The organism is Candidatus Nebulibacter yamunensis (genome assembly GCF_024208055.1).
GTDB classification, from domain to species: Bacteria; Pseudomonadota; Gammaproteobacteria; order Francisellales; family Francisellaceae; genus Caedibacter; species Caedibacter lacustris.
The window spans coordinates 46,505-63,250 of sequence record NZ_JAMBMW010000011.1; the positions used below are offsets into that span (position 1 = coordinate 46,505).

The following is a 16,746-nucleotide window of genomic DNA, read 5'->3' on the forward strand; positions in this document are numbered from 1 at the left end:
TCCTTGTATTTACAACATTTGCGCGATTTTTTAAAGAAAGCATTTTTTTGAAAAAAAGCTATTGACTCTAAAACACATCACCTATAGAATTTCCTTCTGTTAAGGCAATCCCCGATAGCTCAGTCGGTAGAGCAAGTGACTGTTAATCACTGGGTCGGCGGTTCAAGTCCGTCTCGGGGAGCCATAAAAATTTCAATTACCGCAAATCATGAAAAATATCGAAGCAAATAACAGCTACAAATTTTCAACGATTGTTTACCTACTTAAACATCCTTAGCGTTTTATTATTCAAGGTGATTTTTATCTCGAGTTGTTGACATGTTCTGTAACCACTCGACTGAAACTTACACTTAACCACTAAAATTGCTCATTATTTAAATTGATAAAACATTTTAGGTAAACAACATGCCTACGTCTTATAACAAACAACAAATTGAAGCAAAAACGCTCCAAGTTAACTTTATCCTATCTATTGGTTATGTACTATTTAGCATTATTATTGTCTATTTTGCACAGTCTTTGACAGTCTTACTCGATGTCGGCTACTCGGTTATCACGCTTTTGATTTATGCCGCCTCGCTCTATATTGTCAAAAAAATTAATCAACCTGCCAATAAACGCTATCCTTATGGCTACTATCGATTGGAGCCAGTCTTTGTTCTATTACAAGCAGGTTTTATTTTAATGGTTGCCTCAAGCGTCATTATTATGGCTATTATCAATCTCTTAATCCATGCTGTTACCCCGAACTACGTATTTGCTTTTGCTTCATCTATTACTGGCACAATTATATGTACGATCATGTACTTTTTCGTACGTAGTTCTGCAAGAAAAACGGGTTCTAAAATTCTTCATGTTGATGCCGAACTATGGAAAGCAGATGCCTTACTTAGTGCATCAGTTGATATTTCATTAGCTTTAGCTATTATACTCATCTTCTTTGGACTAAGTGATATCGCCATTTATATTGATCCCATTATCGCCATTGCAATGGGAGTTATTATTACCATTAAACCCTTTAAACTCATCAAAGAAGCTGGATTGAATCTACTAGATGCTTCGCCTGAACCTGTACTTAAGGCACAAATTATTGAAGTTGTCGAAACTGCTTGTAACTCACAAAACTTCAATATCCACGATATAAAAATCACACAATCTGGACGTTTTTTGTTTGTGGATTTACGTCTTAAAATGCCGCCAACCATTCAAACACAAGAGATACGTCACTTTAAGGCTTTGCTTTTAAAACAATATAAAGAGCAGTTTAGTAGCAATATTGTTTATGTCTATATCTGTATTTGACCTTAGATAACGCTTTCAGCAATAAAGTTCGTTGATTGTGCACCTATAATTTTAACGTGATCCGCTTTTTTGCCTTTGAGAACGTAACAATCACAATAGAAATTAAGGTATGCAAACCCATTTTTAGTCTCCTTTTTATACCGGCTTGCTACAGACAACTTTTGATTAAATGATAATAACGATTTCTCATACCTAATTATGTCTATATTTACATCTAAGAAAAACTCACTACACTTAAGACATAATTACACATTCTACTCTTGATTATGGATAAAATTGCTATTATTGACGATGAAAAAGATATTCGTGAAGGCTTAGCAAGTTATCTTGCTCAAAATCATTTTGAAATAATTACCTTTGAAGATGGTCATGTACTTTTGGATGAGTTTAATAAGCATGATTTCTCCTTAGTGATTCTGGATGTTATGATGCCTAAAATTGATGGTTTGGAACTTTGTCGCGCATTACGCAAAAAGTCTAACGTCCCTGTTATTTTTCTCTCGGCAGCAGGAGAGGCATTTGATCGTATTTTAGGGTTGGAGGTAGGTGCTGATGACTATATTAGTAAACCGTTTAATCCACGTGAAGTATTGGTTCGCGTCAAAACGGTACTAAGGCGACGTGGAGGATGCACAAGTGGGACCAATCATGGCACAATTGAAAGCAAAGACTGGAAGATCTCACCCAACAAACGCACCATCACTTATAAGGACGGAGAGGAAGTCAAATTTACACCGGCAGTATACGAGTTGTTTGAGTATCTATATCAGCATCATGGTGAAGTGGTTTCTCGTGAGCAAACCTTCGAGGCTTTATTAAAACGTCCTTTTGAGGAGTTTGACCGTACTATTGATATTCGTATCAGCCGTTTAAGGAAGATGTTAGATGTAGATAAATCCAATTTTAGTTATATTCAAACGGTAAAAGGTTCAGGTTATTTATTTGATGTGAGCTGCCATGAATATTGACCTACGCAAAGTCATTCGCAGCCAGAAAAAAGCATTTCATATTGGACTTACCTGTGCCATGTTTCTTATCAGCATACAGTTTCTTGCTACTTCTTACTATGTATATACTGGTGCACAATACCAGCGGTCAGCAAAAATTAAAAACTATGATCCTACTCAAAGCAATGAAATGTCAACTTTAAGCTTTTTTGACTTATCTAATTTACAAAATATTGACGATGCCCATATTCATGATCGTTTTGCTTTTTACTCTAAGACACCTTCTTGTACAGAGGTTGGCATTGCATCACTTTTACTTAAAGTAGAAAAACCCATTCATCGCTGTGAAAGCTATCTTAATGCAAATGGAACTTGGCTTAATATCATTTATTATTCGAAATTCCAGCTCAATACACCAGTTAGTATGGTGTTTGGCATAGTTGTCGTTGTATTGTTTTTATTTATCTTTATATTTTTTATCCAAATTAAATGGAGTATTCCATTTTTTGAGTTCCAACGCTTTGCGCAAGATATGGGCTTAAGGTTACATGCCGCTCCATTGCAAATGAAAAATAATATTTTCACTCAAGAAGTAGCAGATACATTTAACTTTATGCAAAATCGTATCAACCATGTACTGACCTATCAAAACAAACTGTTAGCAATGACCTGTCATGATATTCGTACACCTTTAACACGCATTCAAGCTAGACGACTGCAAGAGCACAATGAGCTTTCCACAAAAGATCAAAAAGATATTCAAGAAATTAATAATATGTTGGATGATCTTGTTTTATTCTCTAAAGAAAATTGGCTTTCTGGGATTCAGTTTGAATTAACGAATATTTGTGATTTTTTTGATGAACTTGTTTGTGAATACCTTGATAGCCAAAAAAACGTACGTTTGATTAATAAAACAAATGATGATATTGAGCTTGAGCTAAAAAAACCCGCATTCAAACGCGCGATTAACAACATTGTGAACAATGGTTTAAAACATGGAAGTGAAGTCATAATTACTTTACAGCTACAATCCTTATCCAATCTAATAAATCAAAAAAAAACATTGCTTATCATTGATATATTGGACAATGGGCCAGGCATTCCAGAAACTGAAATTAAAAAGGTTTTTGCTCCTTTTTATACAGGCTCCTCAGCTAAAAAAGGAAATGGACTTGGTCTTGCTATTACAAAGGAGATCATTGATATTCATCAAGGGAAAATTGAAATAACTAATGCGTCACACGGGGGATTAAATGTCCGCATCATTCTCTAAATATTTGTGGTTAAACTTGATTTTACTGATGACTTGTTTGGCAAGCTTGGTTATTGCCTTCATACTTTATTCATCTTACATTATTCAAAACATTGCTTTACATGATGTGTATTACAATTTAAGCCTCTATATTTCTACTTATCATTTTTTACTGATTAGTTTGTTTTCGGTGGGTTTTTTCCTATTGCCTTTTTTAAATATTTTTTCACGAACATTTAATCATAAGCGTTTGGTTTTTATCTGTATTGTATTGCAGTTTGCATCGATTGTGGTGTTATATTTCAAGTTTAACTTTATTAGCCTCACTGCTTCTATCATTGCTATGTCATTAACTAATATTATTTTTATTATTATCTCCCTTAATCTTTGGAGTTTAGCACCACACAGGTATCGTTTTTTAGTGATTACAACAACATACGCACTCAATACCACATTACTTACCTCATTTTTAAAATGGACATATAACAATCACTATTATACTATTGAGCAATATTTTCTTTTATTGTGCTTAGGTTTTATCACATTAGCTGCTGTGCTACTTTTCTTAAGCAAAATGCAAGCACAAAAACGAAGTTCGTTTCACAGTTTTACTGATCATCTTTTTATTAATGTTTTTCACCTCATGCGCCATGCTAAAATGCTTTTAGTGTTGATTATTATTAGTATAACAATCACGCTTACTTCAATACTACTTGATAAGATCAAACTTTTATATTTCTTAAATCATATTGAATATTTCAACTTCATGTTATTGATTAAGATTACACCGATTAATTTAGTCTTAACAATTGCGATATGTTATATCGCAAGAAGTAAAAACACTAAAATCCAGATATCTATTGTGTTACTTATTTTTCTTTTTTTAAGCTCTGCTTGCCTTTTAATTATTCACCACGACTCAACAGGCATTGAAATAAATTTCACTTACCAAGTATTATTAATAATAGATCGCACAGTAACCTTCGTAACATATTCATTTATTTTAGGTGCTTGTATTGACCACTTACTATGTAAGTTTAAAAAAAGTCAGGTTTTTGTTTCTAGTGTGTTTTACATTTCGACAGGTATTTCTGTATGGATCATTCTCCAGGCTCTAAATGCGATTTTTTAAAAACTTACCCGTATATGAGTTTTCTATTTTAGTAACTTCTTTTGGTGGACCTTCGGCAATAATTTGACCTCCACCGTCACCCCCTTCTGGCCCTAAATCAATAATCCAATCTGCTACTTTAATAACATCCAAATTATGTTCAATAATCACAATCGTATTACCTTGCTCTTTTAAACGCATGATCACTGTTAAGAGTTGCTGAATATCATGAAAATGTAGCCCTGTTGTGGGTTCATCTAATATATATAAGGTTTGTCCTGTTGCTGTTTTTGATAACTCTTTTGCAAGTTTCACTCGCTGTGCTTCACCACCTGAAAGTGTTGTTGCATTTTGACCAAGCGTAACATAGGACAAACCAACATCCATCAGTGTTTGCAATCTACGTTTAATCTGTGGCACGGCACTAAAAAACTCCAATGCCTCTTCAATACTCATATTCAGCACTTCACTAATATTTTTGCCCTTATATTGAATCTCTAATGTTTCACGATTATAACGTTTTCCTTGACATACATCACACGGCACATAAACATCAGGTAAAAAGTGCATTTCAACCTTAATTACACCGTCACCCTGACAAGCTTCACAGCGTCCACCTCTAACATTAAAGCTAAAGCGTCCCACCTGATAACCACGTGAGCGTGATTCAGTAGTCGCAGTAAAGAGCTCACGTATTGGAGTAAATACACCAGTGTAAGTTGCAGGATTTGAACGTGGGGTGCGACCAATTGGACTTTGGTCAATATCAATCACCTTATCCAACTGATTAAAGCCTTTGTGACTATCATAGCTCTGAGGGGTAATTGTGTTATTACGATTTAACAACTTTGCAGCTAATGGATAAAGTGTGCGGTTAATCAAAGTTGACTTCCCCGAGCCTGACACTCCAGTTACACACGTTAACAGCCCAATAGGAATCTTTAAATGCACGTTTTGCAAATTGTTTCCTCTGGCACCTATGATTTCAATGTAATGATTTTTTTTAGGCTTAAGTGGCTGACTATTGGACATAATTTTTTTACGCCCAGATAAATAATCTCCCGTTAAAGAGGCTTTATTATTCACAATATCAGTAAGTCTACCTTCAGCAACGATCTGACCACCATGAATGCCTGCACCAGGTCCTATATCAATAATATGATCAGCTTGCTTAATTGCATCCTCATCATGCTCCACAACAATTACGGTATTGCCTAAATCACGCAGGTGATGGAGCGTATCCAAAAGCTTTTGGTTATCACGCTGATGTAGCCCAATTGAAGGCTCATCAAGAATATACATCACTCCAACTAAACCTGCACCAATCTGACTTGCCAATCGAATACGCTGTGCCTCCCCTCCCGATAAAGTGTCCGCTTGACGAGATAAACTTAAATAATCCAAACCGACATTAGCTAAAAAACCTAAGCGTGCCAATATCTCTTTTAATAGATGCTCTGCAATGAGTTGCTTTTGTCCAGACAACTCAAGGTTATTTAACCATCTTACTCCATCTTTTATTGAAAGTGCGGTTAAATCCGCTATGTTTTTATTGTTGATAAATACATTTCTGGCACCTTCATTAAGGCGTGTTTCATGACAGGAAGGACAAGCTAAATTACTCATAAGTTTACTTAACTCTTCACGGATCATACTTGAATCGGTTTCTTTATAACGACGTTCAAAGTGGGCTAAAACACCTTCAAATGGTTTTTGTGCATGGTATTCTCGCCCACCTGTACTTTTAAAATAAATATAGATACTCGTTTTACCCGAGCCATGCAATATCAGTGCTTTTTGTTCTGCTGTAAACTGCTGATAAGGAGTATCCATCGAAAACCCAAAATGCTCAGCTAGAGACTTTAATTGGGCGAAATAGTAACCATTCCGCTTATCCCAACCGTAAATTGCACCATTGCTCAAACTAAGAGCATCGTCAACAATAATTTTCTCGACATCAAAATAGGCCTTTGTCCCCAAACCATCACAGTCTGGGCAGGCACCTATAGGGCTATTAAATGAAAAAATGCGAGGAGCCAACTCTTTTAAGGAATAATTACAATATGGACATGCATGTTTAGAAGAAAAAATGACATCTTGTTGCTTACCCTCTAAAAAAACAAGCTTAGCAATGCCCCCAGATAAATCTAAAGCCGTTTCAAATGACTCTGCTAAGCGCTGCTGATGTTTAGCTTGTGGTTTAAATCGATCGATCACAACTTCAATCGTATGCTTTTTATAACGATCAAGTTGAGGTGGATCACTTAGTTCATAGACTTCACCATTGATTCTGGCACGCAAATAACCTTCAGCATAAAGCTTTTCCATTAATTGAATGTGTTCCCCCTTTTTATCCACAATAACAGGTGAAACAATCATAAGCTTAGTTTCATCATCTAATGCTAAAGTATGATCCACCATCTGGCTAATCGTTTGTGCCTTTAGTTCAACCTTATGATTGGGACATCTTGGCTCACCAATACGTGCAAACAAAACTCTTAAATAATCATAAATTTCCGTTACCGTTCCAACAGTTGAACGCGGATTATGTGAAGTTGTTTTCTGCTCTATTGAAATTGCAGGTGATAAACCTTCTATATGCTCAACTTCAGGCTTATCCATTAAAGATAGAAATTGTCTGGCATAACTTGAAAGAGACTCAACATAACGGCGCTGCCCCTCAGCATATAAAGTATCAAACGCCAAAGAAGACTTTCCCGAGCCGCTTAGACCTGTAATCACTGTTAATTTATCACGTGGAATTTCTAAATCTATATTTTTAAGGTTATGCGTTTTTGCACCTTTAATAATAATTCTGTCCATTGATGGATTCACAAAACGATAGCGTGAAATGATTGTAACATATTATCTTGGCTAATACATTTTTAGATGGGACAGCCGTGTTTCCTATATGGGTTCAACCCGTTTTTTTGGTGATTAACTTTATTTCTCAGTGCACGGTCCTTAGTCCCAGGTTGATGTTATCTAAATACTGTGCCCAAAGTTTACTTGATAGACTCTGATACCAATCGGAATACAACATATTATCAGTCCGCATTTTAAATACATCTATTTTGTTTGTGTTTAACTCACAGGCATGACCTATTAGCCATTTCTCTATCTCATTACCACCTTGGTACTCTGGGTGAAATTGTAACCCTAATATATTTTTCCCTATAATAAAAGCCTGAATATATAATTTAGACTTAGCAATGACTTCCATTTTATCATTAGCATCGAAAGTATCTCCGTGCCAATGAAACGCCATTTCATTGTTAAAATGTGAGAGAATAGTATTCTCATTGGAATATATCTCATGCCATCCTATTTCCTTTACATCGCCAGAGTAAATTTTTGACCCAGTAACTTCAGCTAGTAGTTGGGCGCCAAGACAAATCCCTATTGTTGGTAAATCGTTAAGCACTCTGTGTTTGAGTATCTGCTTTTCTTCCATGAGGTAAGGATATATTTTGTCATCATTAACTGATACTGGAGCACCTAGAATGATTAATAGATCACAGTCTGAAACATTAGATAAATCATCTGTTGGCGCGTAATAATTAAATATAGTGAAACCACGTTGCAGTAATGCGATTTCAATATTACCTATCCCTTCGAATAAGATATGCTGGATAACATTTGCTTTTTTCATAATAGTATTCCTAAACAAGTAACTCTTCTTTTAAATCATAATTTGGGTTTAAACTAAGGCATAAGTTTTCTATGTTTGAGTAATCTATATTACCATAAATAATGCCTCGACAATCATTAATCATTTCCTTGTAACTAGGAACACCTAGTTGATTTAAATAGAACACACCAATTTAACTAATTTTTTTTGCCATACCTCACTGTACTTTCCTTCATCAAGGATCATATGTTTCTCTTCCAGAATGTCTTATAACTTGGGTCCCCCTGTGCCAGTTCTTAGATACATTTTTGTTAAAGTTAATAGAATTATCCATATTTGTTTTATTATGCTTGATTATCTTTGTTGTTATATTTTTTGTATGATATAGATAGCCTGAAAGGAGTATATATGGCATTGTAATCATACATGTCTATTCGCTCATATTTTTTCACAAATACACATAACTTTATGATGACGGGTAACATTAGAAATTCTGCAATAATAGTTCCAATATATATTTTCAGAGGAGTAACGCATTATGACAACAACGATCATCATTGTTCCAGGATATACGAATTCAGGACCTGAGCATTGGCAATCGATCATAGAGAAAAAATACAAAAACGTAGTCCGCATCGAGCAAGAAAACTGGGAAAGTCCAGTGCGCGATAAATGGATTGATGGTCTACAAAAAACGATTGAATCAGTCTCCAGTGAGATGTTTCTTGTTGGTCATAGTTGTGGCGCGATCACTATTGCTCAATGGGCAGCGAAGTATACCAATTCACGGGTGACTGGGGCACTACTGGTTGCTCCAGCTGACGTTGAATCAAGTCATGCTCCAAATGAAATTAAAATTCAAGGACCAATTCCCTTGAAGGGGTTATCATTCAATTCGACTGTTGTTTATAGCAATAATGATGAATATCTGTCTGTAGATAGAGCCTTGGTTTTTTCAAAGGCATGGGGTTCTGATTCTGTGATGATTGAAAATGCAGGGCACATTAATACTGCAGCAGGATATGGAGAATGGCTGATGGGAGAGCAGCTGATTGTCACACTCTCAGGTAACAATCTTGAGGCAAAAAATGGATACAAAATCTGACACTTATAAATGTAAATAATTAGGAATTGCTGCGATGGTTAAATTATTTTTTACCTTTGATAGACCGGTACAATTGTTTTTGCTAGCAACAGGGGTTATGGGATTCAGTAATGGTCTGTTTGATGCAGTTTATAATTTCTATTTAGAGGCAAACAACATTGACAAAGTAGGTACTGGACAAATTTACGCTTTTTCTATGTTTATGATGTCTGCGGCGGTAGTCCCTCTAATGCTCGCGAGTAGAAAGATTTCAGTAAAAAAATTATTATTGATATCGTCAATTGTATATGCCATTTCATTTCTGGCTTTGCCATTTTGTACCACTGTTAATTCAAACTCTATAGCCCTAGGATTGATATTATCAGGAATGATAGCAGTCTTATCAACGGGTAATTCATTGTTTGGCGCACATGCAGGTGATAATAAAACAAAAATGTTCAGCTACTTTTTTGTTTTTTACCTGGGCGCTGCAATGCTAGCCTCATTTATTTTCGTTAGATGTGACCGAGGCTTCTGCAGTGCTTGGTTTAGATAAAATAGTTAGTATATTCGGTGCTTTGTGTGCACCTGTTCTCGTCAAAAAATACAACCTTAAAAGAATATTGTTGCTAATTGGGGTGATAACCTTTTCAGTGTTACTTTTACAGTCATTATTATTACCATTTGCTGTGTTCATCTCTCTTTATTTTGGGCGTTTGATACTTAATTACGCATTGATGCCATTGCTCGACACATTAACAATCTCTGGCTTTGATAATAATCGTATATTAATCTCTTCCAGTATTAGGCAATTGTCATTCTATCTTGGTGGGGCTTTTGCTGCGATGATTTACGGTGAGTTATTTCAAAACCAAGATTGGGCAAAAGCGCTAATCTATTCTGCAATTATGACATTGTGTGGTGCGATAGCATTGTATTTTGTCAAAGAGAAAGAACAAACAAATCAAGTTGAGAGGTAATGCCATGTCTTCTATCAGACCAACAGTACTCATAGTAGACCCATTTTCAAGTGGGGCACAATTTTCCGAAAGAATCAAACAGAAATATGGCTACAATTGTTTGGCGTTAATCACAAATACAAAATTACCACAGCTTCTTTTATCAGGTCTTAGGAAGACTGATTTTACAGAGATTTTTACGCTAAATGACTCTATTGATGAAATGATAATTGAAATTGAACGTGTGCTTGGAGGTCCGCCAGAATACATTGTCTGTGGCTCAGAGCCTGGTGTACTTGTATTTGACGTATTATCCAATTGCTGGAATCTGTCACCTAATGATGTGAAAAAGAGTCGTGCAAGAAGAGATAAATATCTGATGATGGAACAGCTACGGAATGACGGTATTTGCCATATTCCATCTTTTAAATCATCATCTATTGATCAAATACTTGAGTGGATAAAAACTCAAAAGTTAACAGACATTGTTGTCAAACCAATAATGTCATTTGGCACGGAAGGTGTTCATTTTTGTCATAATGAAAATGAAATTAGAACTGCCTGTGAGAACTTATTAGGTAAAGTTGATTATTCTGGCAACATAAATCAAGAAGTTTTGGTTCAAAAGCTTATTTATGGTGACGAATATGTAGTCGATGTAGTGAGTAGCAATGGTCTGCATCATGTGGTCAATATGTTTAAATATACAAAACAGGAAATTGAGGGAGTCCCACTGTATCAATCTATGATCTCGGTCAATGTGGATGATCATCCTGAGCTGGAGAATTATATCATTTCTGTACTTGATTCACTTGGGATACAACATGGTCCTTCTCATAATGAAATCATATTGACTGATTCTGGACCAGTACTTGTAGAGAGTGGATCACGAATGCATGGCGGACTTGGTCCAAAATTGGTTGAAGAAACGAATTCGCAATCACTTATTGACCTCTCTCTTTTGTCAAGGATTGACCAGCAGAAATTTCTTGATATTGTAAAAATTAGACCACATTTGCACAAGTATGCTGTTGAGTATTTCATGGCATCAAAGATAGAAGGTACTGTCATCAAAAATAATGTTAAGTTATTGTGTTCAAGCGTCAAAAGCTATTTTGATGATACGTGTACGTTACAACCAGGTGACTATGTGGCTAAAACCTGCGATTTAGTTTCCTCTTACGCGCGCATAGTAATGATAAATAAGTGTCTCAACACGCTTGTTTCCGATTTAGGACACATTATCCAATTAGACAAAGCTGATAAATTGATGTCAATTGTTCCATTATTGGGGGCACGTTAACTAGGTTCTGTGAACTAATTTTTCTACTGTCACCTAAACTCCTAGCAATTTAAGCTTACCTGAGTTCTAGCTTCAATATGCATCTGATAGCATTTTTTAATTAACTCATATTGACTACAACATCCAAGCCTTTCTTTAATTTGCTTTATATGGGTCTTGATCGTTTCCTCACTAAGTTTGAGTTCACTGGCAATCATCTTTGCATTAAATCCTGATGTTAGCAGTCCCAGAACTTGCCTTTTCCTCTCGGATAATCTGCAAACTTTTAAACCAAAATCATTTGGTGCTAAATTATCTAAAGACCTTCCTTGTAATACCAACTCCTCAAATGCCATATTCTCCCTCCTCTTTTCAAGACAATATTTTCTCGATTTTCCTTATATTGCATTAGCATCGCCTGCTTACTACTTTTAGATAATTAATTAAGTAAATTTAAAAGTCAACCCTCAATCTCCTAACAATATTGAATGCCCACAGATAAGAGCATAAATATCAATCAATTTTATCACCCAAATTGAGGGATAGTGTTACAGTTAGATACAAATTACAATTTCTCATAAGCCTGACATAAAATTTAACTGTTTTAACTGGAGGGAGTAAATGGATAAGCAAATCATTCAAAGAGTAACCATTCCAACACGCTATGGAGATGTAGAGTTTTGCACTTTTAGTAATCTATCAAGTAATGCCGAAGATTTTGCGTTAATTTTCAATCATGCAACAAAAAATTAAAAAGAGACAAAATAATGACAAAAACAATAGCATTTATTGAAACGACAGCCTCTGAATTAGGTTTGGCTAATGTGTATAAAGCTGCAGAGTTAGGTTATTACGTTATATTCATTACTGAGTCTATTGAGTTTTATTTATCAAGGTCTGGGGCGGCTGCAAAGAAATATATTGATGGCTTTAATGAAGTTATTTTTTGTGATGACACTTATGATTGGCAAAAAATCGTAGACTGCCTTATAGAAAAAAATATTAACGGACTGATTACATTTGGTGATTATCATTTAGAGACAGTATCAAAAGCTGCCAGCTATTTAAAGTTACCTCATTGTGATGTGTCTGCAGTAGTAACTTGTCGTGATAAATATCTGGTACGAAAAAAGTTGAGTGAAGGCGGTATTGAGATGCCATTTCATCAGCGTGTTTCCAATATAAATCAACTTAATACCATGAATTTGAGCTATCCGCTCATCGTCAAACCGGTTGACGACTCTGGAAGTGTGGGAATTCATAAAGTAACCACATACAGCGAACTTGAAGAGGCCATTCAGAAAGTGCTTTCACACACAAAGAATGCAAGAGGTGCAATACTTAAAGGTGAAGCAATAGTTGAGCAATATTTGCAAGGCGAGGAAATGAGCGTTGAGCTGTTAAATGTTGAAGGTTGCTGGAAGGTCATTGGCATTACGGGACGAGAAATGGGTGGTCCGATTGGAGCAACAGAAACCTCAACTACTTTTCCGCATGAGCTTGATGAGAAAAAAACTCAAATAATTCATCATACTGTTACGGATTGGCTTGAGCGACTTGGTCTAAATTTTGGTGGTGCTCATGTTGAGATAAAGCTTGAAGGTGACCAAGTACATCTCATAGAAATTAACCCACGCCCTGCCGGGGGGAGAGTTAATCAGCTCATTTACTTAGCATCAGGTTATGATCCCATTAAAGAGTTGATTAAACTCAGTGTAGGTGATGGAACATCACTTACAACGCTACCTGTTATTAGCAAAAAGTTCGTCACCTGTGCTTACGTATATTCTAACCAGGAAGGGGTCATCAGCGCCATTCACATACCGACGAGTTTGAAAGAATCAGCGGGAGTAATTGACGTAGCTATTACAAAAAAAAATGGAGATAGTGTTAAAAAGCTTGAAACCAACTATGACTATCTCGGGTATGTCTTATGCCATTCAACATCATTGGAACTCTCTCGTCAGCTAGCTGAGCAGACGAGAGAAAAAATTCAACTAACAATGAATTAGGGGGATAACATGGCATCAAATATGATTGCAACGGTCACGCATTACTGTAACTTCCGCCATCGGCGAGAAACCATCTGGTGATGTCGAGCTGCAGGGGCGGCCAACGTCGTCATCGTTGACAAAAGTGAGATCAGGCTACAATTTGCTAGAGAACTTGGCTTTGATAACGTCTATCATGTCAAGGAGTTTATAAGTGAATTTCCTTCCTCTAACCTGCAACTAGACATTGCCTTTGAAGCAACCGGATCACCGCTTGCGGTGAAACAAGGATTGAATGCAATTAAACGTGGGGGGAAATATGTCGTAGTAGGGCAGTATACCGACAATGGAGATACCAAAATAAATCCACATCTAAACATCAACAATAAACATGTTACGATACACGGAGTCTGGGGTTTTACGTTAGGACATTTTAGGAAAATGATACAGTTTTTGTCAGCTACACAACCCCATCTGAATGCCTCAATTTGGGATTCATTCCCAGTGTCTGAATATGATATTAGCCAAGCTAGTGTAGCGCTGGATGATGTCAAGAATGGTCGTATTGCAAAAGCAATTTTAAAAATCGCAGAAGGTGACTTAAGATGAAAATATTACTCATTGGCAGCGTTCCAGAACTTGATGAAGTACTTAGCCAATACTGTTCAGACATTGATCTGGTGGTAACTTCATCAAAAAGACATAAAAGTGAAGCTCTTCCCTATTATCAATCCATTTTTTCGATTGATGATCAGACATCTAATGCCCAGATGATGAGCCTTGTGTTAAAACCGCACTCTACTTACCATTACAGCCATATTCTTACGTTTACCGATAAATGGCAGTTGGTAGTGTATAGTATTACCCAATCACTCAAGATGAGATGCGCTATCGAACCTAATCCTGTATCTCTTTGCCAGGATAAAAAAAAGTTTCGAGACTTAATGCAATCCGCCAGTTTGTCCTCAGTTTGGCATACCGAAACAACGCTTCAAAATTTGCAGACAAGCTTAGAAAATCGCAAGTTTCCATACGTTATCAAACCAAGGACAGGGCAGGGGAGTCTTGGTGTCAAGATCATTTGGAGTAAAAATGACGTTGATAATAGCCTTTTAGAACTTAAATCCATTGGTTGCAATGATGTGTTAGTTGAAGCGTACGTAGATGGACCTGAATATAGTGTTGAGGGTTTTTCTTTAAATGGTAAGCACCATATTCTAGCGATTACTGCAAAGAATAAATTTAACAACACAGTCGTTGAATCAGGTCACAACATACCTGCTAACCTACCAAATGACGTTGAGCTGAAAATTTCAACATACGTTACGAAGATATTAAATGCAATTGCTTTAACCAATGGTCCGAGTCATACAGAGCTTATTTATACTGATCACGGTCCAGAAGTTATTGAAAGTCATTGTCGAATAGGTGGCGATAAAATCTCTGTGTTAGTTAAGCATGCGACGGGTATTGACTATTGTCGCTTGGTTGTTGACAATGCGTTACAAAGGAGCATTGCCCCCAGTCGTTTAGAGAGAACCAAATCTCACTTTGCCGCAGTGCGATTCATCGCCATAGAGGATGATCAGATGGGGGAGTTCAAAGGTATGAGTGGAATACAGGAAGTCATAAAATATGAGCATGTTATTGAAGTAAACGTTATCAAGGCTATTGGAGATAAGATAAAAAAAGTGACCTGCTCTGGTGATAGAGTGGCTTACGTCATGTTTAGTTCGACTCAACCGATATCTAACGATATTGAGCTAACGACGGAAAATCTTGAAATCTTACTCCAGTAAGGACGATAAATTGAGCATAAAGATAAACAATTCTAATAAATTACTTTTGGTTATGTTCATTGCTTGCACAGGCATGTTCTTATTCTTTCCATATCTCGCCATTTATATGACGAAGATTGTTGGATTGAACGAGACATCTACTGGCACTTTAATCGGTATGAGTATTGCGACTGGGCAAGTGCTTGCTTTGGTTGTTTCTATCGGTTTTAATCCACGCCGACTAAAGGAACGCAAACTGTTAATTGTATCACTGGTTGCTATCTTGTGTTCGATTTCTGGATTTATCTTTCTCCCATCCAATCTGCTTAGTGCATCAGTTTTCATGGTGTTTTCATTGACGATGATTTATCGTTTTTCCATATCACTATATGCAAATGCCTCTAGAGCGTTATGTCTTGCTTTAACCAATAGTGAAAATATCAGACTAACGTTAAACCGTGTGAAATTTGTAAACAGCATTGCCAGTGGCGTTGGTCCTTTGCTTGGACAGTGGATTCTTACCAGTCATAGTTATGAAGTTCTATTTGCTGCATCGTTTATATTGTTTTTGTCGGGGTTACTGTTGCTCTTTACTGTTAAGAAGGGAGAAATGAGTACAACCATCAGTGAGAGAACTTATGGTAATAGTCCTTTAAAGGAAAAGTGGTTTATTCTTGCTTCGGTCAGTGGGTTTTTTCACTATTTGTTTGAAGCTCAGATTTATACTTATTTCCTATACTATGGAGATAAGTTATTAGAAAACCCAACGTCGCTGATCTTTTTCACGAATTCTATGGCACTAATCCTTATCGGGTTTGCCTTGACAAAAATACACTTTAATCGCGTATAGTCGGTTAATATGTCTATTATTGGAACAGGCTTTTCTGCGATCGCTTGTATCCTCGTTCCCTTTAGTCAGTCGCTAATACTGCTCGTCGTGTCAGTGATTTTATTATCACTCGGTGAATATTTTTCTCCTCAAAGTCGCTTGGAATATATTTCCGCAGGGGGTGGTAATCGTTTTAGTCGTATCTCCTATCATAATTTCATAGGTAGTACGCTAGGATTATCTGCTGGTTTCTTCCTGGGCGGTTATGTATTTAACATCGACTCAAAGGTTTTTCAGTTACTCGTTTGGGCGGTTATTGCTTTGATATCTATTTCAATATTGCTGATATCAAACAGAGTAAAACTAAGAACTGAGATCTCCCTAAGCTGTCTATGAAACTTACAGTTACCGGAAAGCTATATGGAATAGGGTATAAGCATCGTGTTTTGGAAAAACCCATGTCTTATACATTATATTACTGGGTTATGTATTCTCATTATTCACCCTTATACTTATCCGTTACAGTGATGAATATGTGGAAAGTATAACCGCTATAAGAAATGTATTTGTCTTGTTG

At 36.3% G+C, this 16,746-nt stretch carries 16 protein-coding genes, 1 tRNA gene and 1 pseudogene; 15 read left to right on the forward strand and 3 right to left on the reverse strand.

The genetic code is table 11. The features are described from left to right. Window positions 1-108: 108 nt before the first annotated feature. The 5 genes from M1V25_RS06195 (at window position 109) to M1V25_RS06215 (ending at window position 4,636) form a co-directional block, all read left to right on the forward strand. Window positions 109-184: transfer RNA gene (locus M1V25_RS06195), tRNA-Asn, on the forward strand. Between the two features lie 221 nt (window positions 185-405). Further along, on the forward strand, window positions 406-1,302 hold the full coding sequence (locus tag M1V25_RS06200; RefSeq protein ID WP_498842728.1) for a cation diffusion facilitator family transporter: 897 nt from the start codon (window positions 406-408) through the stop codon (window positions 1,300-1,302). A 266-nt stretch (window positions 1,303-1,568) separates the two neighbouring features. Continuing rightward, complete coding sequence (locus M1V25_RS06205) at window positions 1,569-2,270, forward strand: response regulator transcription factor (protein ID WP_498842729.1); 702 nt, start codon at window positions 1,569-1,571, stop codon at window positions 2,268-2,270. Further along, window positions 2,260-3,525 (forward strand): sensor histidine kinase, encoded by a 1,266-nt coding sequence (locus M1V25_RS06210; RefSeq protein WP_498842730.1) that lies wholly within the window; start codon window positions 2,260-2,262, stop codon window positions 3,523-3,525. Before M1V25_RS06205 ends, M1V25_RS06210 begins: the two co-directional genes overlap by 11 nt. Continuing rightward, window positions 3,506-4,636, forward strand: coding sequence for a hypothetical protein (locus tag M1V25_RS06215; RefSeq protein WP_498842731.1), 1,131 nt, complete (start codon window positions 3,506-3,508; stop codon window positions 4,634-4,636). The genes M1V25_RS06210 and M1V25_RS06215 overlap by 20 nt, the downstream gene beginning before the upstream one ends. Here the strand turns inward: M1V25_RS06215 and uvrA are convergent. Both uvrA and M1V25_RS06225 read right to left on the reverse strand, forming a co-directional pair. Further along, window positions 4,619-7,438 (reverse strand): excinuclease ABC subunit UvrA, encoded by a 2,820-nt coding sequence (uvrA, locus tag M1V25_RS06220; protein ID WP_498842732.1) that lies wholly within the window; start codon window positions 7,436-7,438, stop codon window positions 4,619-4,621. The genes M1V25_RS06215 and uvrA overlap by 18 nt on opposite strands. A 127-nt stretch (window positions 7,439-7,565) precedes the next feature. Beyond that, window positions 7,566-8,267 carry a glutamine amidotransferase-related protein gene (locus M1V25_RS06225; RefSeq protein WP_498842733.1) on the reverse strand — a complete coding sequence of 234 codons (702 nt, stop codon included), beginning with the start codon at window positions 8,265-8,267 and terminating at the stop codon, window positions 7,566-7,568. A 517-nt stretch (window positions 8,268-8,784) separates the two neighbouring features. On the opposite strand from M1V25_RS06225, the gene M1V25_RS06230 reads away from it, so the two are divergent. From M1V25_RS06230 to M1V25_RS06245, 4 genes are read left to right on the forward strand one after another with little or no spacing between them, the layout of a single operon-like run. Continuing rightward, complete coding sequence (locus tag M1V25_RS06230) at window positions 8,785-9,351, forward strand: RBBP9/YdeN family alpha/beta hydrolase (RefSeq protein WP_498842734.1); 567 nt, start codon at window positions 8,785-8,787, stop codon at window positions 9,349-9,351. A 34-nt stretch (window positions 9,352-9,385) separates the two neighbouring features. Next, window positions 9,386-9,886, forward strand: coding sequence for a hypothetical protein (locus M1V25_RS06235; RefSeq protein WP_498842735.1), 501 nt, complete (start codon window positions 9,386-9,388; stop codon window positions 9,884-9,886). Further along, entirely contained in the window at window positions 9,870-10,310 is a 441-nt protein-coding gene (locus M1V25_RS06240; protein ID WP_498842736.1) for an MFS transporter, read from the forward strand. Before M1V25_RS06235 ends, M1V25_RS06240 begins: the two co-directional genes overlap by 17 nt. Window positions 10,311-10,314: 4 nt before the next feature. Then, window positions 10,315-11,592, forward strand: coding sequence for an ATP-grasp domain-containing protein (locus M1V25_RS06245; RefSeq protein WP_498842737.1), 1,278 nt, complete (start codon window positions 10,315-10,317; stop codon window positions 11,590-11,592). Between the two features lie 41 nt (window positions 11,593-11,633). Here M1V25_RS06245 and M1V25_RS06250 read toward each other — a convergent pair whose 3' ends face one another. After that, window positions 11,634-11,927, reverse strand: a complete 294-nt coding sequence (locus M1V25_RS06250) for a response regulator transcription factor (protein ID WP_498842738.1) — start codon at window positions 11,925-11,927, stop codon at window positions 11,634-11,636. Between the two features lie 265 nt (window positions 11,928-12,192). Here M1V25_RS06250 and M1V25_RS06255 point away from each other — a divergent pair, with 265 nt between their 5' ends. The 6 genes and pseudogenes from M1V25_RS06255 to M1V25_RS06280 all read left to right on the forward strand — a co-directional run bounded on the left by M1V25_RS06255 (window position 12,193) and on the right by M1V25_RS06280 (window position 16,565). Further along, complete coding sequence (locus tag M1V25_RS06255) at window positions 12,193-12,324, forward strand: hypothetical protein (protein ID WP_498842739.1); 132 nt, start codon at window positions 12,193-12,195, stop codon at window positions 12,322-12,324. Window positions 12,325-12,338: 14 nt separating this feature from the next. Further along, window positions 12,339-13,583 carry an ATP-grasp domain-containing protein gene (locus M1V25_RS06260; protein WP_498842740.1) on the forward strand — a complete coding sequence of 415 codons (1,245 nt, stop codon included), beginning with the start codon at window positions 12,339-12,341 and terminating at the stop codon, window positions 13,581-13,583. Between the two features lie 93 nt (window positions 13,584-13,676). Continuing rightward, window positions 13,677-14,171 (forward strand): annotated as a pseudogene (locus M1V25_RS06265) (zinc-binding dehydrogenase); the annotation flags it as partial. Next, entirely contained in the window at window positions 14,168-15,361 is a 1,194-nt protein-coding gene (locus M1V25_RS06270) for an ATP-grasp domain-containing protein (RefSeq protein WP_498842741.1), read from the forward strand. The pseudogene M1V25_RS06265 and the gene M1V25_RS06270, both read left to right, overlap by 4 nt. A gap of 10 nt (window positions 15,362-15,371) precedes the next feature. Next, the gene (locus M1V25_RS06275; protein WP_498842742.1) at window positions 15,372-16,190 is read left to right on the forward strand and encodes an MFS transporter; all 819 of its coding nucleotides are present in this window, start codon (window positions 15,372-15,374) and stop codon (window positions 16,188-16,190) included. An 87-nt stretch (window positions 16,191-16,277) separates the two neighbouring features. Continuing rightward, complete coding sequence (locus tag M1V25_RS06280; protein ID WP_498842743.1) at window positions 16,278-16,565, forward strand: hypothetical protein; 288 nt, start codon at window positions 16,278-16,280, stop codon at window positions 16,563-16,565. The last annotated feature ends 181 nt before the right edge of the window (window positions 16,566-16,746 follow it).

Bases quoted from the DNA above. Each gene is read 5' to 3' on its own strand.
- M1V25_RS06200 (WP_498842728.1), top strand. From the start codon at position 406: ATGCCTACGTCTTATAACAAACAACAAATTGAAGCAAAAACGCTCCAA.
- M1V25_RS06205 (WP_498842729.1), top strand. From the start codon at position 1,569: ATGGATAAAATTGCTATTATTGACGATGAAAAAGATATTCGTGAAGGC.
- M1V25_RS06210 (WP_498842730.1), top strand. From the start codon at position 2,260: ATGAATATTGACCTACGCAAAGTCATTCGCAGCCAGAAAAAAGCATTT.
- M1V25_RS06215 (WP_498842731.1), top strand. From the start codon at position 3,506: ATGTCCGCATCATTCTCTAAATATTTGTGGTTAAACTTGATTTTACTG.
- uvrA (WP_498842732.1), bottom strand. From the start codon at position 7,438: ATGGACAGAATTATTATTAAAGGTGCAAAAACGCATAACCTTAAAAAT.
- M1V25_RS06225 (WP_498842733.1), bottom strand. From the start codon at position 8,267: ATGAAAAAAGCAAATGTTATCCAGCATATCTTATTCGAAGGGATAGGT.
- M1V25_RS06230 (WP_498842734.1), top strand. From the start codon at position 8,785: ATGACAACAACGATCATCATTGTTCCAGGATATACGAATTCAGGACCT.
- M1V25_RS06235 (WP_498842735.1), top strand. From the start codon at position 9,386: ATGGTTAAATTATTTTTTACCTTTGATAGACCGGTACAATTGTTTTTG.
- M1V25_RS06245 (WP_498842737.1), top strand. From the start codon at position 10,315: ATGTCTTCTATCAGACCAACAGTACTCATAGTAGACCCATTTTCAAGT.
- M1V25_RS06250 (WP_498842738.1), bottom strand. From the start codon at position 11,927: ATGGCATTTGAGGAGTTGGTATTACAAGGAAGGTCTTTAGATAATTTA.
- M1V25_RS06255 (WP_498842739.1), top strand. From the start codon at position 12,193: ATGGATAAGCAAATCATTCAAAGAGTAACCATTCCAACACGCTATGGA.
- M1V25_RS06260 (WP_498842740.1), top strand. From the start codon at position 12,339: ATGACAAAAACAATAGCATTTATTGAAACGACAGCCTCTGAATTAGGT.
- M1V25_RS06270 (WP_498842741.1), top strand. From the start codon at position 14,168: ATGAAAATATTACTCATTGGCAGCGTTCCAGAACTTGATGAAGTACTT.